20 protein-coding genes are annotated in these 26,554 nt (G+C 69.3%); 9 read left to right on the forward strand and 11 right to left on the reverse strand.

Annotated elements, in window-relative coordinates; translation table 11 throughout:
• Nucleotides 1-62 precede the first annotated feature (62 nt).
• Entirely contained in the window at nucleotides 63-3,329 is a 3,267-nt protein-coding gene (locus ACZ5MC_RS03395; RefSeq protein ID WP_306598905.1) for a S41 family peptidase, read from the reverse strand.
• Between the two features lie 61 nt (nucleotides 3,330-3,390).
• Nucleotides 3,391-5,355 (reverse strand): acetate--CoA ligase, encoded by a 1,965-nt coding sequence (gene acs, locus ACZ5MC_RS03400; protein ID WP_306598906.1) that lies wholly within the window; start codon nucleotides 5,353-5,355, stop codon nucleotides 3,391-3,393.
• A 128-nt stretch (nucleotides 5,356-5,483) separates the two neighbouring features.
• On the opposite strand from acs (ACZ5MC_RS03400), the gene ACZ5MC_RS03405 reads away from it, so the two are divergent.
• Complete coding sequence (locus ACZ5MC_RS03405; RefSeq protein ID WP_306598907.1) at nucleotides 5,484-6,596, forward strand: NADH:flavin oxidoreductase; 1,113 nt, start codon at nucleotides 5,484-5,486, stop codon at nucleotides 6,594-6,596.
• A gap of 1 nt (nucleotide 6,597) precedes the next feature.
• Here the strand turns inward: ACZ5MC_RS03405 and ACZ5MC_RS03410 are convergent, their stop codons facing one another.
• Nucleotides 6,598-7,035 (reverse strand): thioredoxin family protein, encoded by a 438-nt coding sequence (locus ACZ5MC_RS03410; RefSeq protein WP_306598908.1) that lies wholly within the window; start codon nucleotides 7,033-7,035, stop codon nucleotides 6,598-6,600.
• Between the two features lie 75 nt (nucleotides 7,036-7,110).
• Between ACZ5MC_RS03410 and cobB the strand changes: the two genes are divergently transcribed.
• Nucleotides 7,111-7,815, forward strand: a complete 705-nt coding sequence (gene cobB, locus ACZ5MC_RS03415; protein WP_306598909.1) for a Sir2 family NAD+-dependent deacetylase — start codon at nucleotides 7,111-7,113, stop codon at nucleotides 7,813-7,815.
• Here cobB and ACZ5MC_RS03420 read toward each other — a convergent pair.
• Both ACZ5MC_RS03420 and ACZ5MC_RS03425 read right to left on the reverse strand, forming a co-directional pair.
• Complete coding sequence (locus ACZ5MC_RS03420; RefSeq protein ID WP_464517032.1) at nucleotides 7,812-8,573, reverse strand: dioxygenase family protein; 762 nt, start codon at nucleotides 8,571-8,573, stop codon at nucleotides 7,812-7,814. The two genes, cobB and ACZ5MC_RS03420, sit on opposite strands and share 4 nt — an antisense overlap.
• Before the next feature lie 92 nt (nucleotides 8,574-8,665).
• A complete protein-coding gene (locus tag ACZ5MC_RS03425) occupies nucleotides 8,666-8,884 on the reverse strand; it encodes a hypothetical protein (protein ID WP_306598912.1) in 219 nt (72 codons plus the stop codon).
• Nucleotides 8,885-9,775: 891 nt separating this feature from the next.
• Between ACZ5MC_RS03425 and ltrA the strand changes: the two genes are divergently transcribed.
• Nucleotides 9,776-11,104: a group II intron reverse transcriptase/maturase gene (gene ltrA, locus ACZ5MC_RS03430; RefSeq protein ID WP_464516197.1), complete on the forward strand. Its 1,329-nt coding sequence runs from the start codon at nucleotides 9,776-9,778 to the stop codon at nucleotides 11,102-11,104.
• Nucleotides 11,105-11,240: 136 nt separating this feature from the next.
• Here ltrA and glpK read toward each other — a convergent pair whose 3' ends face one another.
• Both glpK and acs (ACZ5MC_RS03440) read right to left on the reverse strand, forming a co-directional pair.
• Nucleotides 11,241-12,710, reverse strand: a complete 1,470-nt coding sequence (gene glpK, locus ACZ5MC_RS03435; protein WP_306598913.1) for a glycerol kinase GlpK — start codon at nucleotides 12,708-12,710, stop codon at nucleotides 11,241-11,243.
• Between the two features lie 3 nt (nucleotides 12,711-12,713).
• Nucleotides 12,714-14,684 (reverse strand): acetate--CoA ligase, encoded by a 1,971-nt coding sequence (acs, locus tag ACZ5MC_RS03440; protein WP_306598914.1) that lies wholly within the window; start codon nucleotides 14,682-14,684, stop codon nucleotides 12,714-12,716.
• A gap of 93 nt (nucleotides 14,685-14,777) precedes the next feature.
• Between acs (ACZ5MC_RS03440) and ACZ5MC_RS03445 the strand changes: the two genes are divergently transcribed.
• The gene (locus ACZ5MC_RS03445) at nucleotides 14,778-15,245 is read left to right on the forward strand and encodes a hypothetical protein (protein ID WP_306598915.1); all 468 of its coding nucleotides are present in this window, start codon (nucleotides 14,778-14,780) and stop codon (nucleotides 15,243-15,245) included.
• A 30-nt stretch (nucleotides 15,246-15,275) separates the two neighbouring features.
• Here the strand turns inward: ACZ5MC_RS03445 and ACZ5MC_RS03450 are convergent, their stop codons facing one another.
• Nucleotides 15,276-17,327 carry a PDC sensor domain-containing protein gene (locus ACZ5MC_RS03450; protein ID WP_306598916.1) on the reverse strand — a complete coding sequence of 684 codons (2,052 nt, stop codon included), beginning with the start codon at nucleotides 17,325-17,327 and terminating at the stop codon, nucleotides 15,276-15,278.
• 208 nt (nucleotides 17,328-17,535) lie between these two features.
• Between ACZ5MC_RS03450 and ACZ5MC_RS03455 the strand changes: the two genes are divergently transcribed.
• Nucleotides 17,536-19,644: a S9 family peptidase gene (locus ACZ5MC_RS03455; RefSeq protein ID WP_306598917.1), complete on the forward strand. Its 2,109-nt coding sequence runs from the start codon at nucleotides 17,536-17,538 to the stop codon at nucleotides 19,642-19,644.
• Here ACZ5MC_RS03455 and ACZ5MC_RS03460 read toward each other — a convergent pair.
• Nucleotides 19,634-21,160, reverse strand: a complete 1,527-nt coding sequence (locus ACZ5MC_RS03460; RefSeq protein WP_306598918.1) for a sigma-54-dependent Fis family transcriptional regulator — start codon at nucleotides 21,158-21,160, stop codon at nucleotides 19,634-19,636. The two genes, ACZ5MC_RS03455 and ACZ5MC_RS03460, sit on opposite strands and share 11 nt — an antisense overlap.
• 195 nt (nucleotides 21,161-21,355) lie before the next feature.
• On the opposite strand from ACZ5MC_RS03460, the gene ACZ5MC_RS03465 reads away from it, so the two are divergent.
• The 3 genes from ACZ5MC_RS03465 to ACZ5MC_RS03475 are packed head-to-tail and all read left to right on the forward strand — an operon-like array spanning nucleotide 21,356 to nucleotide 23,764.
• Nucleotides 21,356-21,775, forward strand: coding sequence for a rubrerythrin family protein (locus tag ACZ5MC_RS03465; protein WP_306598919.1), 420 nt, complete (start codon nucleotides 21,356-21,358; stop codon nucleotides 21,773-21,775).
• A 55-nt stretch (nucleotides 21,776-21,830) separates the two neighbouring features.
• Complete coding sequence (locus tag ACZ5MC_RS03470) at nucleotides 21,831-23,216, forward strand: heterodisulfide reductase-related iron-sulfur binding cluster (protein WP_306598920.1); 1,386 nt, start codon at nucleotides 21,831-21,833, stop codon at nucleotides 23,214-23,216.
• Entirely contained in the window at nucleotides 23,213-23,764 is a 552-nt protein-coding gene (locus tag ACZ5MC_RS03475; protein ID WP_306598921.1) for a DUF3501 family protein, read from the forward strand. The genes ACZ5MC_RS03470 and ACZ5MC_RS03475 overlap by 4 nt, the downstream gene beginning before the upstream one ends.
• On the opposite strand, the gene ACZ5MC_RS03480 is transcribed toward ACZ5MC_RS03475, so the two are convergent.
• A complete protein-coding gene (locus tag ACZ5MC_RS03480; protein WP_464517033.1) occupies nucleotides 23,724-24,830 on the reverse strand; it encodes an NADH:flavin oxidoreductase/NADH oxidase in 1,107 nt (368 codons plus the stop codon). The two genes, ACZ5MC_RS03475 and ACZ5MC_RS03480, sit on opposite strands and share 41 nt — an antisense overlap.
• A gap of 64 nt (nucleotides 24,831-24,894) precedes the next feature.
• On the opposite strand from ACZ5MC_RS03480, the gene ACZ5MC_RS03485 reads away from it, so the two are divergent.
• A complete protein-coding gene (locus ACZ5MC_RS03485) occupies nucleotides 24,895-25,272 on the forward strand; it encodes a response regulator (RefSeq protein WP_464517034.1) in 378 nt (125 codons plus the stop codon).
• Here the strand turns inward: ACZ5MC_RS03485 and ACZ5MC_RS03490 are convergent.
• On the reverse strand, nucleotides 25,259-26,554 hold the full coding sequence (locus ACZ5MC_RS03490) for an ABC transporter ATP-binding protein (protein WP_306598924.1): 1,296 nt from the start codon (nucleotides 26,552-26,554) through the stop codon (nucleotides 25,259-25,261). The two genes, ACZ5MC_RS03485 and ACZ5MC_RS03490, sit on opposite strands and share 14 nt — an antisense overlap.

Here is a 26,554-nt window from a genome sequence, read left to right on the forward strand (position 1 = left end):
GCCGGGCCTGACGCGGAAACGCCGGGGCCCAGGGGCCCCGGCGCCGGATCCGCACGCTGATCCTAGAAGCCGGCCTTGTTGGGATACGCGGGCTTCGCGGGGTGTTTGGGCGGATTCTTCCTCAGGGCGTCCTCCACTTCCCTGATCGCCCTGTCCAGCTGCGGATCCTTGCCCTGGGCCGTGAGGGCCGGGTCGTCGATCACCTCGATGTCGGGGTCGACGCCGTGGCCCTCGATCATCCACTTCCCGTCGGTGGAGTAGATGCCGAAGGTGGGCACGGTGATGTTCCCGCCGTCGATGAGGGCGGGGGCGCCGCTGATGCCGATGAGGCCGCCCCAGGTGCGCCGCCCGATGAGGGGGCCCAGGCCCGCCTGGCGGAAGTAGAAGGGGAAGCAGTCGCCGCCCGATCCGCTCCAGCCGTTGATGAGCATGGCCATGGGGCCGTTGTGGGCGGTGACGGGCCACTGCCAGTCCTTGCCGTCCCGGACGCCCCAGTAGTTGAGGACCTTCCGTCCCAGCAGCTCGGTGAAGCGGTCGGGGATCTGGCCTCCGCTGTTGAAGCGCTCGTCGATGACGAGGCCTTCCTTGTCCCACTGGCCCTGGAACTGGCGCACCAGGTCGGTCTGGCCGCCGATGCCGGTGTCGGGGACGTAGATGTAGCCGATGCGGCCCCCCGAGGCCTTGTCGACGTAGGCGCGCATGGCCTCCACCCAGGCCTGGTAGCGCAGCGGGCCTTCGTTGCCGATGGTGTCGACCAGGATGTCCCGGGCGCCTTCCCTGCCGGGCTTGTCGTTCACGGTCAGGAGCACGGTCTTGCCCGCCAGGCCCTGGAAGGCGGCCCAGGGGTCCGATTTCGTGTCCAGGGCCACGTGGTCCACCGCCAGGAGGTAGTCGCCTTCCTTGACGTTGAGGCCGGGCTGGGCCAGCGGCGCCTTGGCGGCGGCGTCCCAGGAGGCGCCGCGCAGGATCTTCTTGATGCGGAACTGGCCGTTCTCCAGGGCGAAGTCCGCCCCCAGGAGGCCGACGGCGCGCCTCTGCGGCGTCTCCACGTCCCCGCCGCCGCGGTAGGCGTGGGAGGCGTTCAGTTCGGAGATGAGCTCGCCGATGACGAAGTTCACGTCCTCGCGGGTGGCGCATTCGTCCAGGAGCTTGCCGTAGCGGGCCTTCATGACCTTCCAGTCCACCCCGTGCATGGCCGGATCGTAGAACAGGTCCCGCTCCAGGCGCCAGGTGTCGTTGAAGATCTGCCGCCACTCCGCGGCGGGGTCGACCTCCATGGGAAGGTCGGCGGTGGGCATCTTCTTGTCCAGCTTCTGGTCGGCCTTGATGTCCAGGAAGGCATAGGTGTCCTTGCGCTTCACCAGGACCTTGCCGCCTTCGGCGGCCACGGCCGCGCCGTCCACGTCGGCCAGGATCGTCTTCTCCTCCCGCTCCTCCAGGTCGTAGAAGTGGAGGTTGCCCTTGGATTCCCCGTCGGGGTTCTGCTGGGGGATGCGCCGGTAGACCAGCTTGCCCTTCACGGCGGCCAGGTCGGCGATGTTCCCGGCGGGCGGGGGCAGCAGGACCATGCGGCCCTCGAGGCCGTCCAGGTCGATGTCCACGGGCTTGGGGGCGGGCTTGTCGGCCTTCTTCTCGGCTTTCTTCTCGTCCTTCTTGTCGTCCTTCTTCTCATCCTTCTTGTCGGCGTCGGCGTCGTTGCGCGCCGCCACCGGCGAGGCCACGTCCTTGCGGAGGGGGATGGCCGCCAGGCGCGTGGTGTTGGCGTAGACCCAGGTGGGGTCCAGGTCGCTGTAGGTGGGGCTGAAATTCTGGCCCGTGGTGAGGAACAGGTACTTCCCTTCCGGGTCGAAGGCCACGTCGCCGGCGCTGTAGTAGGGGGAGGTCGCCTGGGTGACCTTGCCGTCCCGGGTGTCGTAGAGCTTGACCACGCCGTTGCGCCGGGGGGAGTCGATGACGTACCCGAACCAGCGGCTGTCGGAGGACCAGCTGCCCCGGAACTGCTCCATGCCGCCATCCATCATGAAGAAGCCCTTGTCGATGGCCGTGACCTTGCCCGTCTCAAGCTCGCAGACGTGGATGCGCATGGCCTGGTCGCCGAAGACCACCCGCTTGCCGTCGGGGGACCACTGGATGTTGTAGCGGAATCCGGGCCCCAGGTGGGTCACCTGGCGCTCCTCCCCGGAGCCGTCCGCGGCCTTCAGGCAGAGTTCGTACTCGCCGCTGCGGTCGCTGAAATAGGCGACCTGCCTGCCGTCGGGGGAAAGGGAGGGGAAGCGCTCGGCGACGCCGGGCGTGTGGGTGAGGTTCATCACGTAGCCCCGCTCCGCGGGCACCGAGAACACCTCGCCCCGGGCCTCGAACACGGCGCGTTTGCCCTGGGGGGAGGGCGAGGCGTTGCGGATGAGCTTGGAAGCGTTGTCCGTGCGCGGCTTGAGGGCGGCGCGATCGGTCACCGCCTCCACCTTCACCTCGGAGATGCTTTCCGTGGCCAGGTCGATGCGGTGGAGCCGGCCCCCGGCCTCCAGGACGATGTCGCTCGGGCCGATGGCCGGGAAGTGGGCGTCGAACTCCTTGAAGAAGGTGATCTGCTTGAAGGCCTTGGTCTTCATGTTGTAGGACCAGACGTTGCCGCGCTTGACCGCGTCGCGGTCCGACAGGAAATAGAGGGTGTCGCCGTGCCACATGGGCATGGAGTCGTTGGACCCGCCTTCGCTGGGGAGGCGCAGGGACGTCTTCTTCTCCAGGTCGTAGAACCAGATCTCCGAGGCCATGCCGCCCCGGTACCGCTTCCAGGTGCGGAAATCGGTGGAGATGGGCATGTAGGCCAGGGTCTTCCCGTCGGGGGAGAGCGCGCCGAACTCCCCGTAGGGCACGGGCAGCGCCTGGGGGAGGCCGCCTGCCTTGGGCACGGTGAAGAGCTTGCTGAACCGGTCCCGGCCCGATTCCATGCCCGAGGCGAAGAGGATGGACTTCCCGTCGGGGGTCCAGCCCACGACCCGGTCCGGGGCGGGGTTGTGGGTGACGCGCACCGGCACGCCCCCGCCCACGGGCATGACGTAGACATCCATGTTCCCGTCATAATTTGCGGAGAAGGCGATCTCCTTGCCGTCGGGCGAGAACCGGGCGAACATCTCCTCCCCCTTGGGGGTGGAAACCCTCTGGGCAAGGCCACCGGTCTTGGCCACGACCCAGATGTCGGACGCGTAGGTGAAGGCGATGCGGGTGGCCGAGACATCGGGATACCGCATTAATCTCGCATCGATCTGGGCGTGGGCGGAGGCCCCCGCCGCCAGCACCATGGGCACCGTCAACCAGGTCAACGAACGCATAGCTATCTCCTGCAGGATGGATTCCTGCAAGGGTAACGCCGGAAGGGGGCCCGGGGTTTAGCTAGTCGGCCAGGGTGGAGAGGTCCCCCGGGTCCTCGCCCATCTCGATCGCCTTGAGGTAGCGGCGGACGATCTTCCCGGAGCGGGTCTTGGGCAGCGACGTGCGCACCTCGATTTCCGAAGGCGTCGCGATGGGGCCCAGGTCCTGGCGCACGTGGTCCTTCAGCGAGGCCAGGAGGCCGGGTCCCTGCTCGACGCCCACGCGCAGCACGACGAAGGCCTTGATGCGCTCACCCTTGACGGGGTCGGGGAGGCCGATGACGGCGGCTTCCGCCACGGCGGGGTGGCGCACCAGGGCGCCCTCGACGTCCGCGGTGCCGATGCGGTGGCCGGCCACGTTCATCACGTCGTCGGACCGCCCCAGCACGGCGAAGTAGCCGTCGGCGTCCTTCACGGCGATGTCGCCGGCCGTGTAGACGCCGCCCGGCACCTGGTTCCAGTAGCGCTCGTAGCGGGGGTGGTCGCCCCACACGGTGCGCATCATGTAGGGCAGGGGCCTGCGGAGGATGAGGAGGCCGCCGGACCCGGCGGGAACGGGGTTGCCTTCGGCGTCCACCACCTCGGCGGCCACGCCGGGCATGGCCTTGCCCACCTTGCCCGGGCGGGCCTCGAACGTCGGCAGGGTGCCCAGCACCGGCGCGGCGATCTCCGTCTGCCACCAGTTGTCCACGACCATGCCGTTGCTCTGGCCCGCCAGGTGCTTCTGGGCCCAGTGGTGGGCCTCGGGGTTGAGGGGCTCTCCGGCGCAGGCGATGAGGCGCAGGCGGGAGAGGTCGTACTTGGCGGGGGCCGAGGGCCCGTGGCTCATCCACATGCGGATGGCCGTGGGGGCCGTGAACATCAGGTTCACGCCGTACCGCTCGCAGAGCTCCCAGGTGACCTCGGCGCTGGGGTAGTCGGGCACGCCCTCCCGGCAGAACACCGTGGCGCCGCAGGAGAGGGGGCCGTAGACGATGAAGGAGTGCCCCACGATCCAGCCGATGTCCGACGTGCTCCAGTAGATGTCCCGGTCGGTGATCTGGAAGAAGGCGCGGGCCAGGTAGGTCACGCCCACCAGGTAGCCGCCGGTGGCGTGCACGACGCCCTTGGGCTTGCCGGTGGTGCCGGAGGTGTAGAGGATGAACAGCGGATCCTCCGCGTCCATGGGCTCGGGCGTGCAATGGATGCTGTGGGCCTCCTGGCAGTCGTAGAAGTCGTGCTCGCGCTCGGACTCGAAGGTGAAGGGCTCGTCCCCGGGCCGGGAGCCCCGGCGGTGCACGATGACGTGGTCGACGCTGAACAGGTCGCGCACCGCCTCGTCCACGGTGGGCTTGAGGGGTACCTTCTTGCCCCGGCGGAACGTGAAGTCGGAGCACACGACCAGCTTGGCCTGGCAGTCCTCGATGCGCGCGCGCAGTGCCTGGGTGCCCATGCCGGCGTAGACGACCGAATGGATGGCGCCGATGCGGGCGCAGGCCAGCATGGTGATGATCCCCTCGGGGCACAGCGGCATGTAGATGATGACCCGGTCGCCCTTCTTGACCCCCATGTTCTTGAGGGTGTTGGCGAAGCGGTTCACCTCCCGGTAGAGCCGGCCGTAGGTGTAGGCGTGCTCCTCGCCGTCCTCGCCCACCCAGATGAGGGCGGCCTTGTTGCGGCGCTCCGAGTACACGTGGCGGTCGATGCAGTTCACCGTCACATTGAGCTTTCCGCCGACGAACCACTGGTGCGCGGGGGGGTCGAAGTGGCTGACGGCGGTGTAGGGCTCCATCCAGTCCACGAGCTTGGCCCGGTCCGCCCAGAAGCCGTCGGGATCGGATTCCGCGTGGGCCCGCTCCACCGCGTCGTTGGCGAGGTGGGCTTGGCGGGAGAGCCAGATCGGCGCGGGAATGACGTTCTCGTCCCGCTGCAGGCGCTGGATCGCGGCCTGCTGGGATTCGCTCAACTGCGCTGCAACATGAAGGTCGTCACGGGGTCCGGTGGCCATGCGATCAGCTCCTTTGTTGGGAAGTGACCCCGATGCTAGACGCAATCTCATAATAGTCGATGGGAAACTCCTGAAAGTTTCCCCGTGGGCCATGGTGAAATGGAGGTTCCCCCTTGTCGAGGTCGTCCATGCCCGTGCTAACCGATCCATTCCAATACAAAGGCCTCCGCCTGGGCAACCGGCTGGTAATGGCCCCCATGGCCACCGGCATGGCCGAGGGCCACCGGGCCACCGAGGCCCAGGTCGAGTGGTACCGGCAGCACGCACGTTCGAGCGTGGGCCTGGTCATCGTCGAAGCGACCGCCATCCTGCCCGACGCCATCATCCTGCCCCGGAACCTGGGCGTCTGGGAGGATGCCCAGATCCCCGGCCTCGCCGCCATCGCCGGGGCCATCCAGGCCGGAGGGGCCGCCGCGGTCCTCCAGCTCGTCCACGGCGGAGGCCGCTCCGTGCGGGCCGACCCGGCCGCGGAGCGCATCGCGCCCTCCCCCGTGGCCCTCCTGCCCGGACCCGCGCCCCGGGAGATGACCGAGGCCGAGATCCAGGACGTCATCCGCGCCTTCGCCGAGGGCGCCGCCCGGGCCCGGCGCGCCGGGTTCGACGGCGTGGAGATCCACGCCGCCCACTACTACCTCCTCTCCCAGTTCCTGTCGCCCCGCACCAACCACCGCACCGACCGGTGGGGGGGGAGCGAGGAGAACCGCTTCCGCCTGGGCATCGAGGTGGCCAGGGCCGTGCGCCTCGCCGTGGGCCCCGACTGCCTCGTCTTCTGCCGCATGCACAGCGTGGAGAACGTGGAGGGCGGGCTCGGCACGGACGAGGCCGTCCGTTTCGCCCAGGCCCTGGAGGCCGCGGGCGTGGACGTCATCGACGCCTCCGGCATCGGCCAGTCCAGCCTGGGCGACTGGGAGGGCCAGCCCTTCCTCAACACCAGCTCCGTGCCCCCCAAGGGCTCCCCCGGGGGCTCCTACGCCGCCTCCGCCAGGCGCATCCGCCAGGCGGTGGGGATTCCCGTCATCACCGTGGGCAAGCTCTCCGGCCCCGGTCTCGCCCAGCGCGTCCTGGACGCGGGCCAGGCCGACCTGGTGGCCCTGGCCCGGCCCCTCATCGCCGACTTCCGCGTGGCGGAGAAGCTCCTGGCGGGCCGGGACGCGGAGATCGAGCCGTGCCTGGAATGCCTGTCCTGCTTCGCCTCCATCCGCAAGGGCTCCATCCACTGCGCCGTGAACAAGGCCCTCTGACCTACTTGCGCAGGCTGGCCATGTAGGCCGCGGGTCCCTGTCCCGTGGCGTAGCCCTGGTGCCTCGCCAGCTCCTCTCCCGTCCCCGACAGCACGAGGACCGTGGGGAAGCCCGAGATCCGGTACTGCTCCTTGAGCGCCATGAGGGCCTTGAGGGCGGGATCGGCGGCGATCCGCTCCGGGGTGCGCCCGCTCATGCGCGGGTAGTCCAGCTTGAGCAGGACGTAGTCCCTGGCCAGGCCCGGGAAGGCCGGGGTGGAGAACACCTCCTTGTCGAGCAGGACGCAGTAGGGGCACCAGCCCGAGCCCGTGAAATCCGCCAGGATCTTCTTGTTCTGGGCCACGGCCGCGGCCTTGGCCTGGGCCAGGTCGGTGAGCCAGGCCGGCTCCTGGGCGGCGGCGGGGAGCAGGAGGGCGAGGCAGAGCGTGAGGATGCGCATGGACGGCTCCAGGGGATCCCGGGATTATCCCCCATCCCCCGTCCGGTGGACAATGGGGCATCCTCCGGAGTCCCCATGCGCCCATCGCCGCGGTCGTCCATCGTCATCCTCACCGGTGCCGGCATCTCCGCCGAGAGCGGCCTGAAGACCTTCCGGGACGCCGGCGGGCTCTGGGAGAACCACCGGGTGGAGGACGTGGCGACGCCCGAGGCCTTCCAACGGGACCCGGCGCTGGTGCACGCGTTCTACAACCAGCGCCGCGCCCAGCTGAAGGAGGCGCAGCCCAACGCCGCCCACGCCGCCCTGGCGCGCCTGGAAAGGGAGTGGCCCTCCGAGGTGCTCGTGGTCACCCAGAACGTGGACGACCTCCATGACCGCGCCGGCAGCCGGAACCTCATCCACATGCACGGGGAGCTTCTGAAGGTGCGCTGCGCGCGCTGCGCCAGGGTCCACCCCTGGGAAGGGGAGACCACCGTGGAGACCCCGTGCCCCGCCTGCGGGCGCAGCGGCGCGATGCGCCCCCACATCGTCTGGTTCGGCGAGATGCCCCTCGAGATGGAGCGGATCGGGGAGGCCCTGGCGCGCTGCGGCCTGTTCGTGGCCGTGGGCACCTCCGGCAACGTATACCCGGCCGCGGGCTTCGTGGAGCAGGTTCCGGCCTGGACCCACACCCTGGAACTGAACCTGGAGGCCTCCAGCGTCAGCTCGAGGTTCCTCGAGCAGCGCCAGGGGGCGGCCACCGTGCTGGTGCCGGCCCTGGTGGAGGAGCTGCTGGGCTAGCCCCAGGCCAGGCACCTCAGGCTCATCGTCGCCAGCTGCCACCCGTCGAAGACGGTGCGCACGGGCCCGTCCGCGGCGCCCATGGCCACGAAGAGCGGATCCAGGTGCTCCGTCGTGGCGGCGGCCCTCCGGCTCTGGGGCCAGGCCCGGCGGTGGTCCAGCAGCTCCTCCCGGCGGCCGTCCCCGAGCCGCTCCAGGAACCAGCGCTCGGCATCCAGGGCCCAGGTTTCCGCCTGCCCATCGGGAGCGGCCCAGTCCACCAGGCTCAGGTTGTGCACCAGCCCGCCGCTGGCCAGGATCAGGATCCCCTCCTCCCGGAAGGCGCGCAGGGCCTCGCCCAGGGCCACGAGGTCCGGCGGGGCGGCGCGCGGCAGGCTCACCTGGACCACCGGGACGTCGGCCCCGGGGAACAGGTGGCGCAGCACCGCCCAGGCCCCGTGGTCCAGGGGGCGCAGGGGGTCGGCCTCCGCGCCCAGGGCCGCGGCCGCCCGGGCCGCGAGGTCCGGGTCGCCCGGGGCGGGGTAGTCCAGGGCGTAGAGCTCCCGTGGGAATCCGCCGAAGTCGTGGAGCACCCCGGGCCTTCGGCTGGAGGTCACCCGCAGGTCCGGGGTCTGCCAGTGCGCCGAGACCACCAGGACCGCCCGGGGCCGCTCCGGCAGGCCTGCCGCGAACGCGCCCAGGGCCCGGGCATAGGCGGAGTCCCCCAGGGCGAGCATGGGGGAGCCGTGGGAGACGAAGAGGACAGGCTGGGTGCGCATGGCGTTTGAACCTCGGGGGACGGAGACCGCTCCGCCCGAATTAGATGTTCAAACACCAATCTACGCTCCGGCCTCCTCCGGCGCAATGAAAATCAGTGCAACGCCAGGAACAGGATCCCGACCCCGATGAGGGCCCCCGCCACGGCATAGACGAGGATGCGTCCGGGGCTCGCCTCCAGGGACCTCTCCAGGCGCGGCAGGCGGGGGTCGCCCCGGCGTTCGCCGTTCCACTTCCATGTCTGCGGCCCGCGACGGCGCTCCCAGGGGGGAATCTTGGACTTGGGGAGGTTGGGGCCGGGGGTGGGGGGCATCGGTTATGAATCCTTCACGATGGATGGAAGGAAATATATATTATTAATTCATTCGCGCAAGGGCTTTGCCCACGGGGCGAACCCGCCCCTTTCCGGGAAGCGGCCCAACCCGGCGCCCACCCTCACGTCCGGCCCGGACGCCGCCGCCATCGAGCCAAAGAGGCCGTCATCCCTTTCACATCACCCTCCATCCCTGGCAAATTCAATCGCTTATTGCAGCCGGGGTAGGGCGAATGGGCCACTCGCCTGGACCCACTCCGGCAGGAATCAGCCGGGGATGCACAGGGATAGACGGGGAGTGCGCCAGGCCAAGCCTGGGCGAGGAGGATGGATGACCTAAGACAGACTGAAACCTCGCAATGGAGCCCAGCGGGGAGGCAGCAAGCCCCGCCCGGCAAAGCTGGCCAGCAGCCGGAACCGAGTCTTGCGTGGGGAAGGGCGACCGACCTCGTGAAGCGTAGACAGGGAGTGCATGGGCCGTGTGATGGAGCCCCGAAAGCATCCAACCGTGGGAGTCGACGCCGTTCTCCGATCGGAAGACAGCACCCGAAGGTCGCAAGGGCCTGACCGTAGGGTCCCACCGGGGTCATAGAGCAGGGCACGTGCACAGGGGTTCCCCAGGAACCTGGGAGATCCAGCCATCTCCGCCAACAACCCAGTGGTGAGGGAAGCCACGTAAAACGAACCCAGGCTCGCCGGGGGGTGCCGCCCCCGGCGGGAGCGAACAGCCGGCACAGGGCGGTACCGCAAACTGAAGGAAACGAAGGAGCGCGGGAGGGGTGGCCGGAAGTCGGAGCAGCTCATAGTAGCGATGATCGCGGGGAACCGGGCCGCCGGGACCCGCTGGAGCCAAGGAGCTGCCGGATCACGGAACCGTTGAAGGGAAAGATAATGGGTGCAATGACATCCAACAGCGTCTCCACGAAACAACAACGGATCGCAGAACTGGCCAGGATCCACCCGGAGGTGGCTTTCACCTCCTTGGCCTACCACATGGACCTGGACTGGATGAAGGAAGCCTTCGGGCGCACCCGCAAGGATGGGGCGACCGGGGTGGACGGCGTGACGGGCAAGGAATACGGGGAAAACCTGGAGTCCAACCTCCAGAGCCTCCTGAACCGGGCTAAGAACGGCGACACCTACAAGGCCCCTCCAGTCCGGAGAACCTACATCCCGAAAGGGGATGGCAGCCAACGCCCCCTGGGCATTCCCGCCTTCGAAGACAAGGTCCTGCAAAGGGCCGTGGTGATGGTGATGGAACCGCTCTATGAGCAGGACTTCCTGGACTGCTCCTACGGGTTCAGGCCCGGGCGCTCCGCGCACATGGCGCTGGAGGCGATTTGGCAGGGGTTGATGGACATGGGGGGAGGCTGGGTGCTTGACGTGGATATCCGTAAGTATTTCGATACTTTGGACCACGGGAAGCTGCGGGAAATCCTTGACCTGCGGATGAAGGACGGCGTTCTGAGGCGCCTGATCGGCAAATGGCTCAACGCGGGCGTGCTGGAGAAAGGATGCATCACGCACCCGGAAACCGGCTCGCCCCAGGGCGGGGTGGTCAGTCCGATGCTCGCCAACATCTACCTCCACGAGGTGCTGGACGTGTGGTTTGAAAGGGAGGTCAAGCCCCGACTCCGGGGTCGGGCCTTCCTGGTGCGCTACGCGGACGACTTCGTGATGGGCTTTGCCCAGGAGGAGGATGCCAAGCGGGTTATGGAAGTCCTGCCCAAGCGGTTCGAGCGGTATGGCCTGACGATCCACCCGGATAAGACCCGGCTGGTGGAGTTCTGGAAGCCGAGGGAGCCCAGGGACCCCAATGGGGGACCAGGCCACTTCGACTTCCTGGGATTCACCCACTACTGGGCCACGGCCAAGAACGGCCGGTGGGTGGTGAAGCGGAAGACCGCGAAGAGCCGGATGAGTCGGGCGCTCACGAAGATCGGGGAGTGGATGGCCAAACACCGCCACCTCCCGGTGCGCGAGCAATGGCGGACGATCAACCAGAAACTGGTCGGTCACTTCAGGTATTACGGGATCACGGGGAACTCCAGGGCCCTGGCGCACTTCCGCTATGAAGTTGGGCGAAGGTGGCGTGGATGGCTCAACCGGAGGTCCCAGCGGGCCCGCATGACCTGGGATCGCATGAACAAGCTTCTGGCTCGGTTCCCACTGGCCCCAGCCATCAGTTACGCATCGAAACTACGTCCTCAGCGACCGTGACGAGGAGCCGGATGCGGTAGTCCCGCACGTCCGGATCTGAGGGGGGCCGGGGGCGCAAGCTCCCCGGCCTACCCGACTGAGATCGGTCAGGCAGATCCCTGCCGTTGCGGCCTATTCCTCGGACGGGAAGCACACCCTAGGACTCCCAGCCCCGGGTGCGCTCCACGGCCTTGCGCCACTCGCCCAGGAGGGCCGAGCGCTCCGCGGCGGCCATGGCCGGTTCGAAACGGGCCCCTGGACGCCAGTTCTCCGAGATCTGGCCGGAGTCCTTCCAGAAGCCCACGGCGAGGCCGGCCAGGTAGGCCGCGCCCAGGGCGGTGGTCTCGGTGACCTGGGGCCGCACCACGGCCACGTCGAGGATGTCGGCCTGGAACTGCATGAGCAGGTCGTTGCGCGAAGCTCCGCCGTCCACCCTCAGCTCCGTGAGCCGGATGCCGGAATCCGCCTCCATGGCGCCGATGACGTCGGCGGTCTGGTAGGCGATGGACTCGAGCACGGCCCGGGCGATGTGTCCCCGGCCGCTGCCGCGGGTCAGCCCGAAGAAGGCCCCCCGGGCGCCGGCGTCCCACCAGGGCGCGCCCAGACCGACGAAGGCGGGCACGTGGTAGACGCCGCCGTTGCCGGGCACGCTGCGCGCCAGGGGCTCCACCTCGGCCGACGAGGCGATGATCCCCAGGCCGTCCCGCAGCCACTGCACGGCGGCCCCGGCCATGAAGACGCTGCCTTCCAGGGCGTAGGACGTGCGGTCCCCCAGCTTCCAGAGGGTGGTGGTGAGCAGGCGGTTCCGGCTGGTGGTGGGGCGGTCGCCGGTGTTGAGGAGGAGGAAGCAGCCGGTGCCGTAGGTGTTCTTGGCCATGCCGGGCGCCAGGCAGGCCTGGCCGAAGGTGGCGGCCTGCTGGTCCCCGGCGATGCCGGCCACGGGGATGGAGCCTCCCAGGAGGCTGGTGGTGCCCACGACGCCGCTGGAGTCCACGACCCGGGGCAGCACCTCCCGGGGGATCCGCAGGACCGCCAGGAGCTCCTCGTCCCAGGCGCCGGTGTGGATGTTGAAGAGGAGGGTGCGGGACGCGTTGCTGGGATCGGTGACGTGGGCGCCGGTGAGCTTCCAGGTGAGCCAGGTGTCGACGGTGCCGAAGGCCAGCTCACCCCGTCCGGCCCGCTCCCGGGCGCCGGGGACCGTGTCCAGCAGCCACTGGAGCTTCGTGCCGGAGAAATAGGCGTCCAGCACGAGGCCCGTGCGCTCCTGGAAGAAGTGGGCGAGGCCCTGGGCCTTCAGCTCCTCGCAGATGCCGGCGGTGCGCCGGTCCTGCCAGACGATGGCCTTCGCCAGGGGCACCCCCGTGGCCCGGTCCCACAGGACCGTGGTCTCCCGCTGGTTGGTGATGCCGATGGCGGCGACGTCCGGATTCCCGGCCCGGGCCAGGACCTCCCGGGCCACGTCAAGCTGCGAGGCCCAGATCTCCAGGGCGTCGTGCTCGACCCGGCCGGGTTCGGGGAAGAACTGCGTGAATTCCTTCTGGGCCACCCCCAGCACCGCGCCCCCCTCGTCGAAGAGGAGCGCGCGGCTGCTGGTGGTGCCCTGGTCCAGGGCGAGGATGCAGGCCATGGATCAGAGCGACTTCCGCTTGACGATGAGGTCCTCCACCACGGTGGGGTCGGCCAGGGTGGTGATGTCGCCCAGCTCGGCGTACTCCTCCGACGCGATCTTGCGCAGGATGCGGCGCATGATCTTGCCGGACCGGGTCTTGGGGAGCCCGGGCGTGATGCAGATGATGTCGGGGGTCGCGAAGGGGCCGATGTGGTGGCGCACCTCGTTCTTGAGCTCGCCGATGAGTTCCTGGGATTCCTCCCAGCCCGCGGTGAGGATGACGTAGGCGAAGATGCCCTGGCCCTTGATGTCGTGGGGGTAGCCCACCACGGCGGCCTCGGCGCAGGCGGGGTGGGTCACCAGGGCGCTCTCCACCTCGGCGGTGCCCATGCGGTGGCCGGAGACGTTGATGACGTCGTCCACGCGGCCGGTGATCCAGTAGTAGCCGTCCTCGTCCCGGCGGCAGCCGTCGCCGGTGATGTAGTAGCCCAGGAAGGGCCTCAGGTACGTCTGCACGAAACGCTGGTGATCGCTCTGGATGGTGCGGGCCATGCCGGGCCAGGGGCTGCGGATGGCCAGGAGCCCCGAGACGCCGTTGCCCAGGATCTCCTTGCCCGTCTCGTCGAGGACCACCGGGTCCACCCCGAAGAAGGGCAGGGTGGCCGAGCCCGGCTTCAGGGGCGTGCACCCCGGCATCGGGCTGATCATGATCCCGCCGGTCTCCGTCTGCCACCAGGTGTCCACCACCGGGCAGCGGCTCTCGCCGACCACCTCGTAGTACCAGCGCCAGGCCTCGGGGTTGATGGGCTCGCCCACGCTGCCCAGGATGCGCAGGCTGGACCGGTCGTACTTGTCCACGAAGGTCCTGCCCTCGCGCGCCACGGCGCGGATGGCGGTGGGGGACGTGTAGAACTGGGTGATGCCCAGGCGCTCCACCATGTCCCAGTACCGGCCCGCGTCGGGGAAGTTGGGGATGGACTCGAAGAGCACCGTCGTGGCCCCGTTGCACAGGGGGCCGTAGAGCACGTAGGTGTGCCCCGTGATCCAGCCGATGTCGGCCACGCAGGCGTAGACGTCGCCGGGGTGGTAGTCGAAGACGTACCGGTGGGAGAGCGCGGCGTGCAGGAGGTAGCCGCCCGTGGTGTGGGCCACCCCCTTGGGCTTGCCGGTGCTGCCGGAGGTGTAGAGGAGGAAGAGCGTGTCCTCGCTGTCCATGTGCTCGATGGGGCAGAAGGGCCGCTCGTTGTCCATGGCGGGCCGGAGCCACACGTCGCGCTGGGGGTAGAAGGGGATCTTGTTGCCGGTGCGCTGGGCGATGAAGACGAACTTCACCGTGGGGCAGGCCATGACGGCCTCGTCCACCGTGCGCTTGAGGGGGATGATCTTGCCGCCCCGCAGGCCCTCGTCGGCGGTGATGACGGCCTTGCAGCGGGCGTCGTTGATGCGGTCGCGCAGGCTCTCCGCGGAGAACCCGGCGAATACCACGTTGTGCACGGCCCCGATGCGGGCGCAGGCCAGCATGGCGTAGGCCGCCTCGGGGATCATGGGCATGTAGATCGCGACCCGGTCGCCCTTCTTGATGCCGTGGTGGCGAAGGACGTTGGCCAGCCGGCACACCTCGCGCTGCAGTTCGCGGTAGTCGATGCTGCGGCCCTCGCCCGGGGTGTCGGACTCCCAGATGATGGCCGTCTGGGACCCGCGGGTGGAGGCGTGGCGGTCCACGCAGTTGTGGCACACGTTGAGCCGGCCGTTGAGGAACCACTGGGCCTGGCCCCACTCCCAGTCGAACTCCCGGACCTTGCCGAAGGGATGGAACCAGTCGATCTCCTTGCGGGCCTGCTCCTCCCAGAAGCCTTCGGGATCCTGGATGCTGCGGTCGTACATCTTCTGGTACTCGGCCATCGATCCGAGGTGGGCGCGCCCCTTCATGGCCTCGGACGGGGGATACATCTCATGGGAGGGATGGGACTCGCCTTCGGGGAGCTGAGCCATGATGTCTCCTGGATGGGGGGGGAGGCTGGGTGGTGGAACATCGTATATCACTTTTTCCACCCAAGACATGTTGAAGTCATTCAAACTTCGGCCATGGAGAATCCCGCCCCCGCCGAACAGGCCCTTCAACTGCTCTTCAAGAAACTGCACCCCCACCTGGAGGACGTGGCCCACGCCCTGGCCACCGGGGCCGGTCCCAGGGACCTGGAGCGGCTCCACCAGAAGCTCACCCTCGCCTGCCACCAGGCCTCGGAGGTCCTGGACGGCCTGGCCGCCCAGACCGAAGGCCCCCTTGCCGAGACCCTGGACACCCTCTCCGCCAACCTGCTCCCGGTGGGCGGAAGCTTCCAGCAACTCCTTATTTTGGTTCAGTTGTGTCTCGAGGAGGCGCCTGCCGACCTCCTGCCCTTCACGCCGCCCGGCAGCGCAGCGGCCACGGGGTGGGGCAAGCGCATGGTGGCCTTCCTGGCCCGCCTGGAGGATCCCGCCTTCCAGGCCCGGGCCCGGTGGGCTGCCGTGGACCCTGACCTCGGCGACGAGGCCCTGGCCGGGGATCTATAGGAGCCTGCCTCCTATTACGTAGACAGGCTCCTATAGGACGAACAGCGTGGTGACCGCGAAATAGGAGGCCATCAGGACCGGCCAGAACGCCCGCTTGACCCAGGCGTTGTCGCCGGCCCGGAGCCCGTGGCCGCTGCCGCGGGCGTAGGCCAGGGCATCCGCGGAGACCAGGAGGATGAAGGCGTACAGGATGAAATAGTACCATTCGAGGTTCAGCACCCCGCTGGCCACGATGCGGTTGCGGATGTTGAACTGGGACACCACCAGGGAGAAGAACAGGGCGATGGTGGTGCGCAGGAAGTTCAGGTAGCTGTAGCCGGTGGCCCTGGTCCAGGGCCCGTCCCGGCCGACCGTGAGGGTCATCGTGAACAGGAGTCCCGCCACCGCAAGCAGGGGCAGGAACACCATGATGCAAGGCCCCAGCCACTGCCGGCGCATCCGGACGGACATCACCAGTTCGGGCGACTGCCGTTCCCTCAGGAAGCCTTCGGCCCCCAGGCGGGTGTTGTAGTTTTCCAGGAGGTAGACGAATTCGTTGCCCTCCACGTCCCAGCCCGGCAGGCTCAATTCCGGGTCCATGCCCGGGCCGTTCCCGAAGGCCAGGACCGGATAGCTGGCCAGGTCCGGCACCAGGATCTGGTTGCCGTGGATGGCCTTGGGCCAGATGCGCAGCCTGGCCCGGATGCGGTCGAAGGGGTAGATCCGGGTGCTGTCCAGGTCCGGCTCCACCGTGACCCGGAACGGATAGAACTGGACGACCCAGTCCTTCTCCTCCTTCTCGGCGCCCACGCTGATGTCCCCGGCCAGGGCCTCCGGCAGGGTGACCCCGCGCTGCTCCCTGGGCGTGCCCTTGGGCAGGCGCTGCCAGACCATGCCCGTGATCTTCACCTGGCTGGGACCGGTGATCTCCAGGGTCTGCAGGAGGACCCCCGTCGGGACGAACTCGGCCTTCACCGCGTCGAGGCCCGCCATCAGCGAGCCGTGGCTCGCCTTGAACCGTTCCAGGCTCAAGGGATCCATCATCTGGATCTCGTTGTCCGGGGGGGGCGGGGGCGTCGCGTAGGCGAACCGGAACAGCACCCCGATGCCGGCGGCCACCGCCAGGGAGCCCAGGGCCACCGTCCACCAGAGGCTCCACGGCGCCAGCCATGGACCCTTGAAGGCCAGGAACAGGAGCACCCACGCCAGGGCGACGGCCAGGGTCACGATGCGCAGCACCTGCCTGTTCAGGTCGGAGGGCGCGAGCTTCAGGTCGTCCTTGAAGAGAAGCACGCAGGCCGACCACCCGGCGGATGGGACCGGTTCCAGGAACGTGATCCCGTCCTGCCCCGTGGCCAGGGCGAGGGTTTCGGCATGGCCGGCGCGCCCCTTGAGCGCGCACTCCGCCAGGTAGGCCTGGGCCGGGTCCCCCCTCTCCTTGGCCAAGGCCGCCAAGGTCCTGCCCTCCCTCACCCGTTCGGGCAATGGGAAGGCGATGAAGGCCGTGCGGGCCGACAGGAGGAAGGCGTACCCCTCGTGACCCATGCCCAGGTCCTGGAGCCGTTTCTGCAGGTGGGCCAGGGACACCTCCAGGCGCACCAGGCCCGAGGGGGCGGCGGCCCCGGGCAGGCGGAACGGTTCGAGGTAATCCACCAGAAAGGCCTTGCCGTCGGTGGACCGGTGGGGTTCCGTCCAGGCGGGCCCGCCCTGGTCCGGCTTGAACCATGGTTTGAGGGTGTAGTCCCCCTGGCGCCCGTAGTCGTAGACCCGCAGCGGGCCATGGTCGCGGGCAGCATAGGGGGCGAACCGGGCCGGTTCCCCGCCCCGTGCGCCGGGCTGGAACAGCACGCCCATCCGGGCGATGCTGGGCGGCGCCTGGTCCAGGGCCGGGCCAAGCCTCGCCCCGATCGCCTCCGGGGCGAGCCGGCCGTCTTGCAGATCCGTCACCAGGCCGTGGGCCACCTGCGCCAGACTGGCGAGCTCCTCGTCGATGGCCTGGGCGGTGCGCCTTGCCCCCGCCTGGCCTGCGGCCACGGCCAGGGCCTGGAGGGCCCGGGTCTCCTGCTGGACCCGCCGGATGGCGAGGCCCAGCAGCAACCCCATCAGGCCCGCCAACCCGCAAGCCGCCGTGAAGATCCGGCGGGGGGTCAGAAGGCGAAGCAGGAGGGGAGGGGGCATGTCCGGGCAGAAGGAAGGTGCCAAACTATGGGGCTGCCGGCTGAGCCTGTCAAAGCAAAAGTATGAATAGTTTGTTAATTCTTGGTTTGACGTTGCCTCACGAAGTGAGGCATCCTGCCACCTGGAGGCCATCATGAAGTTGTTCCGGTTCCCCTTGATCGCGCTGGCGCTCGTGACCGCTGCCCAGGTGAGGGCCGCCGCGCCGGTCGCCCCCACCATCCCCCATGTGGACGTGCGCTTCGGCGAATCCGTTTCCGATCCCTACGCCTGGCTGCGGAACAAGGCGAACCCCGAGGTGATCAGGTACCTGGAGGCGGAGAACGCCTACACGGAAACCCTCACCGCAGGCCTGAAGCCGCTGCGGGAGACCCTCTACAAGGAGATGCTGGGCCGCATCAAGCAGACCGACCTGTCGGTGCCGGTGCGCCGGGGCCGGTTCTACTACTACACCCGCACCGAGGAGGGCAAGCAGTACCAGGTGCACTGCCGCAAGGCCGCGGGCCCCGGCATGGCCTTCGACGCCGCCGCCCCCGAGGAGGTGCTCCTGGACCTCAACGAGATGGCCAAGGGGCTGGCCTTCCTGGGCGTGGCCGACGTCTCCGTGAGCGACGACGGGAACCTGCTCATCTACTGCACCGACACCACCGGCTACCGCCAGTACGACCTCCACGTCAAGGACCTCCGGGAAGGCAAGGTGCTGGCCCCCACCGCCCAGCGGGTCACCTCCGTGGAGTGGGCCGCCGACAACCGCACCTTCTACTTCACCACCGAGGACCCCGTCACCAAGCGCAGCGACACGGTCTGGCGCATGGGTCTGGACGGCAAGGCCACCCGGCTCTACGAGGAGAAGGACGAGCTGTACCGCGTGGGCCTGTACCGCACCAAGGACGGCAAGTTCGTGATCATGAGCGTGGACAGCACCGACACCTGGGAGTGCAGCTACCTGGACGCCGCCGATCCCAAGGCCGCCTTCCGGGTCCTGCTGCCCCGGGAGAAGGGCCACAAGTACGCCGTGGACCACCGGGAGGGCCTCTTCTACCTGCGCACCAACAAGGGCGCGCTGGACTTCAGGATCGTCACCGTCCCCGTGACGGATCCCGGCACCAGGGACTGGAAGACCTTCGTGGCCCCCCGCGACGGCGTGCACGTGGAGGGCCTGGAGCTCTTCAAGGGCTTCGCCGTGGTGCGCGAGAAGCGGGAGGGCCTGGTGGTCTTCCGCGTGCTGGACTTCGCCACCGGGCAGTGGCACGAGATCACGCAGCCCGAGGCGGTCTACTTCGCCTCCGGCGGTTCCACCCCCGAGTACGACTCCGTGCAGTTCCGGTTCCACTACCAGTCCCAGGTGACCCCGGCCACCACGTTCGACTACCACATGGCGAAGCGGGAGAAGACCCTGCTCAAGCGCCAGGAGGTGCTCGGCTACGATCCCTCCCTCTACCAGTCCGAGCGGGTCTGGGCCACCGCGAGGGACGGCGTGAAGGTCCCCATGAGCCTCGTCTACCGCAAGGGTCTCAAGCGCGACGGCAAGGCGCCCATGTACCTGTATGCCTACGGCTCCTACGGCTACGGATCACCCGCGACCTTCGACTCCAACCGCGTCAGCCTCCTGGACCGCGGGGTGGTGTTCGCCCTGGCCCACATCCGCGGCGGCGACGAGCTGGGCGAGGCCTGGCACCGGGACGGCATGCTCATGAAGAAGATGAACACCTTCACGGACTTCATCGACTGCGCCCAGAGCCTGGTGGCCGGGAAGTGGACCTCCAGCGACCGCCTCGTCATCGAGGGCGGCAGCGCCGGCGGGCTCCTCATGGGCGCCGTCACCAACCTGGCCCCGGGCCTCTTCAAGGCCGTGCACTCCGCCGTGCCCTTCGTGGACGTCATGAACACCATGCTCGACCCCACCCTCCCCCTCACCGTGGGCGAGTACCTGGAGTGGGGCAACCCCAACGAGAAGGCCGCCTACGACTACATGCGGTCCTACAGCCCCTACGACAACCTCCGGAAGGGGGCCTACCCCGCCATCCTCGTCACCAGCAGCCTCAACGACAGCCAGGTGGGCTTCTGGGAGCCGGCCAAGTACGTGGCGAAGCTGCGCACCCTGAAGACCGACGGCAACGAGCTGCTGCTCAGGATGAAGCTGGAGCCCGGCGGCCACGGCGGCGCCTCGGGCCGCTACGACCGGCTCCGGGACAAGGCCTTCGAGTACGCCTGGATGCTGGGCCAGATGGGGATCACGAAATAAGGGTGGTCCGCGCGATCCCCAGCTTCTTCATGCGGCTCTGCAGCGTGGTGGGCTTGAGCCCCAGCCGCAGGGCCGCGCCCCCGGCCCCGTAGACCCGGCCCGAGCACTGGCGCAGGGCCTTGAGGATCGCGCTGCGCTCGACGCTCTGCAGGTCCTCCCCCTGGGGTTCCGGAAGGGGCGCGGCCGCAGGGGACCGCAGGGCGGCCCCCAGGTCCAGGTCCCCCTGGGGAGCGAGGATCGTGGCCCGCTCCAGGACGTTGATCAGCTCGCGCACGTTGCCCGTCCAGGCATGGGCCTCCAGGCGGGCGGCGTCCCCGGGCGGGATGCGCCAGGGGCCCTGGCCGGTGCGCCGGGCCTGGCGGTACAGCCAGTCCTCGGCCAGCAGGAGGATGTCCTCCCGGCGCTCCCGCAGGGGCGGCAGGCGCAGGGGGAAGACGTTGAGGCGGTAGTAGAGGTCGGCCCGGAAGCGGCCCTCGGCCACGGCCCGCTCCAGGTCCACGTTGGTGGCGGCCAGGATCCGCACGTCCACCGTCACGCTGCGGTCCGAGCCCAGCGGCTCGAAGGTGCCCTCCTGGAGCACCCGCAGGAGCTTGGACTGCATGGGCAGCGGCAGGTCGCCGATCTCGTCCAGGAGCAGCGTGCCGCCGTCGGCCACCTGGAAGCGCCCCGGCCGGGCCTGGCTGGCCCCGCTGAAGGCCCCGCGCGTGTGGCCGAAGAGCTCGCTCTCCACCAGGTGCTCAGGCAGCGCCGCGCAGTTCAGGCGCAGGAAGGGGCGCTCAGAGCGCCGGCTCCACCCGTGGATGGCCCGGGCCATCACTTCCTTGCCGGTGCCCGTCTCCCCCGTGATGAGCACGGCGGTCTCGGAGGCCGCCACCTGCCGGGCCAGGCCCGCCAGCTGGCGGAACGCCGGGTTCAGGCTGCGCTCCATGAGCGCCCCGGCGTCGTCGGCCCCCACCACCTCGCTGCGCAGGAGGCGGTTCTCGGCCTCCAGGAGCACCCGCTGATCCGCGCTCTGCTCCTGCGCCATCCAGGTCAGCGCGATGAGCTGGCCGTAGATGGTGGCCAGGCTCACGGTGAAGGGCTCGAAGGTGCCGCACGTGGCCCGGTCGAACGTGAGGGCCCCCAGCATGCGGCCCCCGCCGAGAAGCGGCACCACCATGCAGGCGTGGCCGTGGGGCAGGTCCAGCACGCCGTCGTAGGGGTCGCCGTCCCCCTCGGCGTGGTCGTGGGCGTCCATGACCCGGGTGCGCCCCGAGCGCATGGCCTCGCCGATGCTGGGGAAGCGCGCCAGGTCCAGGGTGTGGCCGCGCACCGGCTCCCCCGCCAGGGGTCCCCGGGCGCAGACCACCCGCAGGCGCCCCTTCTCCAGGCGCAGCACCGCGGCCAGGTCGTAGGGCACGATGGCCGCCAGCGCGTCCAGGGCCGCGCCCAGGAAGGTCTCCCCCTGGGGCAGCCGCCCCGCCACCAGGGCCAGCTCCTTCAGGGCCTGGGCCAGATCGAGGGTCCCTTTGGGCATGGCGCCTCCGCGGCGCAAGTCTACCGCCATTTCGGTGTAAACCCAAATTTTCGGTGAAATCAACGACATATCGGTGCACTCGCGGGTCACCCGATTCCCTTACCCCAGGTTTACCGGGGACTTAAACTTGTGGCACCCGCCTTGCCTTGGTTTGAACGTCGAGGGCCCGTGGCCCCCGTTCCTGAGGAGAGATCGATGACAACGCTCAAGGGCTCCAAGACCCACGCCAACCTGAAGGCCGCCTTCGCGGGCGAGTCCCAGGCCAACCGCCGCTACCTCTACTTCGCCAAGGTCGCCGACATCGAGGGCTACCCCGAAGTGGCGGGCAACTTCAAGGAGACCGCGGACGGCGAGACCGGCCACGCCCACGGCCACCTGGACTACCTCAAGGCCGTCGGCGACCCCGCCACGGACCTCCCCATCGGCGACACCGCCCTGAACCTGAAGGCCGCCATCGCCGGCGAGACGCACGAATACACCGACATGTACCCCGGCATGGCCAAGGCCGCCCGGGAAGAGGGTTTCAAGGAGATCGCCGACTGGTTCGAGACCCTCGCCAAGGCCGAGAAGAGCCACGCGGGCCGCTTCCAGAAGATGCTCGAAAGCATCAGCTAGACCCCGACGTCCCCCGCCGCGGGCCTAGCCCGCGGCGGGAACCCCTGGAGAATCCATGTCCGAGCACGCCCCCCTCGACCACGAGAAGCCGGAGACCACCCCGGGCCACCGCATCAGCTACGTGGCCGGGCCGTCCACCGTCTACGACCCCTCCGACCCCCGCTACTGGGACGAGGGGCTGCTCAAGGAGGAGGTGGAGCGCGCCTTCGAGATCTGCCACGGATGCCGCCTCTGCTTCAAGTACTGCGACTCCTTCCCCGGGCTCTTCAGCCTCCTGGACGAAAAGCGCCAGGGCGACGTGCGCGCCCTGACGGCCGAGGACCGGGACGGCGTCATGGACGACTGCTTCCAGTGCAAGCTCTGCGAGGTGCAGTGCCCCTACACCCCCCGGGAGGGCCACGAATTCGCCCTGGACTTCCCCAGGCTGGTGCACCGCTACCAGGCCGTGCGCAAGAAGAAGGAAGGCTTCACCCTCCGGGACCGCGTGCTGGGGGATCCCGACCTGGCGGCCTCCCTGGCCCGCAAGAGCTTCGGCCTGGCCAACACCATGAACCGGGTGGCCATCCACCGCTGGTTCATGGACAAGGCCCTGGGCGTGCACCCCCAGGCCCATCTCCCGGAGTTCGCGTCGGCCACCTTCGAGGCCTGGGCGGAAAAGAGCGGGAAGATGGCCGCCGGACCCGGCGCGGAGGTGGTGCTCTTCCAGACCTGCTACATCCAGAACAACGATCCCCAGATCGGCAAGGACACCCTCGAGGTGCTCGAGAAGAACGGCTGCCAGGCCAAGTGCGTGGGCGGCCTGGTGTGCTGCGGCATGCCGGCCTGGGAGCACGGGGACCTCGCGAGCCTGCGCAGGCAGGCCAGGCAGAACCTGGACGTCCTCATGCCCCACGTGGAGGCCGGCTCCAAGGTGGTGGTGATCAACCCCACCTGCGCCATGATGCTGCGCCGGGAGTACCCCGAGCTCCTTGAGGGCGAGGACCGCGAGCGCGCGAAAAAGCTCGCGTCCGCCGTGCGCGACACCGGCGAATTCCTCTGGAGCATCCGCAACGAGGAGCGCGCCCGGTGGGAGTTCCTCTCCAGCCCGGGCCCCGTCTCCTACCATGCCCCGTGCCACCTGCGCGCCCAGTCCGTGGGCTTCAAGGGCCGCGACCTCCTCAAGAAGATCCCCGGCGTCTCCATCAACACCGTCATGGAGTGCTGCGGCCACGACGGCACCTACGCCATGAAGTCCGAGACCTTCGAGGACAGCCGGCGCATCGGGGCCAAGGCCTTCGCCGGCATGAAGGCCGACGCCGCGGCGGAGGTGTGGGCCACGGAGTGCCCCCTGGCCGGCATCCAGTTCGAGCAGCACGCGGGCCGCAAGGCCCTGCACCCCATGACCATCCTGGCGAGGGCCTACCGCAAGGACGGCTTCCCCAATCCCGTGGAGCCCCAATGAAGCGCGTCACCCGCGACGAGATCCTCGACTACGTCACCTACACCGAGGGGCGGGACGCCATCCGCGCCTCGGCCATGGCCGCCAAGGACCTCCGCCGCGTCCACGCCGGCCGCGACCTCACCTTCCTGTTCGAGAACCGGGAGACGGTGCGCTACCAGATCCAGGAGATGGTGCGGGCCGAGCACATGGTGCGCGAGTCCGACATCGCCCACGAGCTCGAGACCTACAACGGCCTCCTGGGCGGCCCCGGCGACCTGGGCGCCACGCTCCTCATCGAGATCGAGGACGAGCGGGAGCGCGCCGAGCTGCTGCGGCGCTGGGTGGACCTGCCCGAGCGCATCTCCCTCCTGCTGGAGGACGGCCGGAAGGTCCCCGCGCGCTGGGACGCCTCCCAGATCAGCGACGGGAAGCTCAGCTCGGTCCAGTTCCTCCTGTTCGCCGTGGGCGACGGGGCCCGCCCGAAGGCGGTGGTGGTGGAGCACCCGGACCTGGCGGTCCGGGCCGACTTCACCGAGGCCACGCGTCGGGCTCTGGCTGCGGATCTCTGAGGGGCACGGCCTCCCGGGACCCGCGGGCGTAGGGCGCCGGCCACGGCGTGGACGCGCCCAGCTTGTGGGCGGCGCGCAGCGGCCAGCGGGGGTCCCGCAGCAGCTCGCGCCCCAGGAGCACCAGGTCCGCCTCGCCCTTGGCCAGGATCTCCTCGGCCTGGGCCGGCCCGGTGATGAGCCCCACCGCCCCGGTGGCGATCCCCGCCTCCCGGCGGATGCGGGCGGCGAAATCCACCTGGTAGCCCGGGCCCACGGGGATGGCCGCCCGGGGCGCCATGCCCCCCGAGGAGCAGTCCACCAGGTCCACGCCCAGGGGCCCCAGCATGCGGGCCAGGTCCACGCTCTCGCCGATGTCCCAGCCGCCCGGGACCCAGTCGGTGCAGGAGAGGCGCACCAGCAGGGGGAGGTTGCCGGGCCACACCTCCCGCACCGCGGCCACCACCTCCCGCAGGAGCCGGGAGCGGTTCTCCAGCGACCCGCCGTAGGCGTCCTCGCGCCGGTTGGCCAGGGGGGACAGGAACTGGTGGAGCAGGTACCCGTGGGCGCCGTGGATCTCGGCCACCTGGAACCCGGCCTGGAGGGCCCGCGCGGCCGCGGCCCTGAATTCGGCGACCACCCGCCGGAGCCCGGCCTCCTCCAGGGCGCGGGGCGCCGGCCAGCCCTCGTCGAAGGGCAGGGCGCTGGGCGCCAGCCCGGGCCAGGAGGCCGGGGGCACGTTGTTCCCCTTCCAGGGCGCGCCCGAGCCCGCCTTGCGCCCCGCGTGGGCCAGCTGGATCCCGGGCACGGCGCCCTGGCTCTTGATGAACGCCGCGATGCGGGCCAGGGGCCCGATCTGGCCGTCCTCCCAGATGCCCAGGTCCTCGGCGCTGATGCGCCCCTCCGGCGCCACGGAGGCGGCCTCGGTGAGGACGAGTCCGGCCCCGCCCTGGGCCAGGCCCCCCAGGTGCACCAGGTGCCAGTCGTTGGCGAGGCCGTCCACGGCGCTGTACTGGCACATGGGCGAAACGGCGATGCGGTTGGGGAGGGTGACGCCGCGCAGGGGAAGGGGGGAGAACAACCGGGTCATGGGGGCCGCCTTTCATCCGATTATAGGAAGTGCGCTACATTGGTGGAGGTAATGAGGGGTCGACATGGCCAAGATCGTGATCGTGGACGACAGCCGGCTGGCGCGGACCTTCACCGCCAGCTGCCTGAAGAAGCTCGACCACGAGGTCGAGGTCGCCGAGCCCACCAGCATCTTCGACGTGGTCAAGGTGCTCAAGGAACTCCGGCCCGACCTCCTCATCATGGACTTCCTCATGCCCAACTGCCCCGGCACGAGCCTGGCGAAGGTCGTGGGCGAGGACTCCGACCTCAAGGGCATGCGCACCATCGTCCTCACCGCCCACCACGACGAGGAGGTCGTGGCGCGGCTGAAGAACCTGGGCGTGGCCGAGGTGCTCTTCAAGCCCGCGGACCCCGAGGCCCTGGGCCGGGCCGTCGCCGACGCGCTGGCTACTCGAACGTGAGGACGCCCGGCTCCTTGCGGTAGGCGAAGAGCTCCCCGAACCGCCCCCAGGCCACGATGGTCTCGAAGGTGACTTCGGGATCCTCCATGGGCAGCCGGCTGGCGATCTCCCGGATCAGCTCCTCCCGGGCGAGGGACCCCTCCCGCAGCTCCAGCATGTCCTGCACCACCCGGAAGAGCTTGAGCTCCATGAGCTGGTCCCGCCAGATGAGCTTGCGCTCGTCCATGCCGCCCTGCACGAAGCGCCGGCCCAGCGGGGTCAGCACCACCTGCCGCTTGGGCGTGTCCACCAGCTCGAGCATCTCGAGCCCCTTGACGGTCGTGAGCACCTTCTCGAAGGGCACGTGGGTGTGGGAGACCACCTGGAACAGGTCGCAGGTGCCGCCCAGCGTGTCCAGCAGCTCCAGGAGGCCCAGCATGTCGGCGTTCTGGGCCCCGGGCAGCGGCTCGACGATGTCGGCCTCCACGGAGGGCTCCACGGTGCTCACCTGGATGTCGGGCAGCTCGGCGCTGGTGATGATGTCGTGGAGCTGGTCCACCAGCCGGATGAAGTCCGCGCTGCGCGTGTCCCGGGGGCGGGGCAGGGTGTTCTCCACGATGGTCCGGATGCGTCCGGGATTGGCGGAGAGGACCACGATGCGGTCGGCCATGTAGGCCACTTCCTTGATGTCGTGGCTCACCATGAGGATGGAGGAGGGGTTGCGGTCCACGTCGTCCCAGATGTCCAGGATCTCGGCCCGGAGGCCCTCGGCGGTCAGCGCGTCCACCTGGCTGAAGGGCTCGTCCATGAAGAGGATCTCGGGGTTCACCGACAGGGCCCGGGCCATGCCCACGCGCTGCTTCATGCCGCCGGAGAGCTCCCTCGGGTAGGCCTCCTCGAAGCCCTCCAGGCCCACCATGCGGATGGCCTTGTTGGTGCGCTCGCGGATCTCCGCGCGGTCCAGGCCCTTGGCGATGAGGACGTTCTCCACGTTGGCCTCCACCGTCATCCAGGGATAGAGGGCGAAGCCCTGGAACACGATGGCGACGTTGGAGTTCAGCCCGGCCTGCTTCTGGCCGCGGTAGCGCACCTGCCCCTGCGTGGGCTCGATCAGCCCCGCGAAGATCCGCATGATGGTGGACTTCCCGCACCCCGAGGGCCCGATGAGGCAGAGCACCTCGTTGGGGCGGATGTCCAGGTTGATGTCCTCCAGCACGCGCAGGGGCACGCCGGTGCCGCGGTCGAAGGACTTCTGGATGCCGCGGAGTTCGAGGATGGGCTGGGCGTTCGGGTCGAGGGCCAT

The sequence above is a fragment of the Mesoterricola sp. JemC181 genome (assembly GCF_055384585.1).

Coding starts and splice junctions, on each gene's coding strand:
- ACZ5MC_RS03395 (WP_306598905.1), bottom strand. CDS start 3,329: ATGCGTTCGTTGACCTGGTTGACGGTGCCCATGGTGCTGGCGGCGGGG.
- acs (WP_306598906.1), bottom strand. CDS start 5,355: ATGGCCACCGGACCCCGTGACGACCTTCATGTTGCAGCGCAGTTGAGC.
- ACZ5MC_RS03405 (WP_306598907.1), top strand. CDS start 5,484: ATGCCCGTGCTAACCGATCCATTCCAATACAAAGGCCTCCGCCTGGGC.
- ACZ5MC_RS03410 (WP_306598908.1), bottom strand. CDS start 7,035: ATGCGCATCCTCACGCTCTGCCTCGCCCTCCTGCTCCCCGCCGCCGCC.
- cobB (WP_306598909.1), top strand. CDS start 7,111: ATGCGCCCATCGCCGCGGTCGTCCATCGTCATCCTCACCGGTGCCGGC.
- ACZ5MC_RS03420 (WP_464517032.1), bottom strand. CDS start 8,573: ATGCGCACCCAGCCTGTCCTCTTCGTCTCCCACGGCTCCCCCATGCTC.
- ACZ5MC_RS03425 (WP_306598912.1), bottom strand. CDS start 8,884: ATGCCCCCCACCCCCGGCCCCAACCTCCCCAAGTCCAAGATTCCCCCC.
- ltrA (WP_464516197.1), top strand. CDS start 9,776: ATGGGTGCAATGACATCCAACAGCGTCTCCACGAAACAACAACGGATC.
- glpK (WP_306598913.1), bottom strand. CDS start 12,710: ATGGCCTGCATCCTCGCCCTGGACCAGGGCACCACCAGCAGCCGCGCG.
- acs (WP_306598914.1), bottom strand. CDS start 14,684: ATGGCTCAGCTCCCCGAAGGCGAGTCCCATCCCTCCCATGAGATGTAT.
- ACZ5MC_RS03445 (WP_306598915.1), top strand. CDS start 14,778: ATGGAGAATCCCGCCCCCGCCGAACAGGCCCTTCAACTGCTCTTCAAG.
- ACZ5MC_RS03450 (WP_306598916.1), bottom strand. CDS start 17,327: ATGGGGTTGCTGCTGGGCCTCGCCATCCGGCGGGTCCAGCAGGAGACC.
- ACZ5MC_RS03455 (WP_306598917.1), top strand. CDS start 17,536: ATGAAGTTGTTCCGGTTCCCCTTGATCGCGCTGGCGCTCGTGACCGCT.
- ACZ5MC_RS03460 (WP_306598918.1), bottom strand. CDS start 21,160: ATGCCCAAAGGGACCCTCGATCTGGCCCAGGCCCTGAAGGAGCTGGCC.
- ACZ5MC_RS03465 (WP_306598919.1), top strand. CDS start 21,356: ATGACAACGCTCAAGGGCTCCAAGACCCACGCCAACCTGAAGGCCGCC.
- ACZ5MC_RS03470 (WP_306598920.1), top strand. CDS start 21,831: ATGTCCGAGCACGCCCCCCTCGACCACGAGAAGCCGGAGACCACCCCG.
- ACZ5MC_RS03475 (WP_306598921.1), top strand. CDS start 23,213: ATGAAGCGCGTCACCCGCGACGAGATCCTCGACTACGTCACCTACACC.
- ACZ5MC_RS03480 (WP_464517033.1), bottom strand. CDS start 24,830: ATGACCCGGTTGTTCTCCCCCCTTCCCCTGCGCGGCGTCACCCTCCCC.
- ACZ5MC_RS03485 (WP_464517034.1), top strand. CDS start 24,895: ATGGCCAAGATCGTGATCGTGGACGACAGCCGGCTGGCGCGGACCTTC.
- ACZ5MC_RS03490 (WP_306598924.1), bottom strand. CDS start 26,554: ATGGCCCTCGACCCGAACGCCCAGCCCATCCTCGAACTCCGCGGCATC.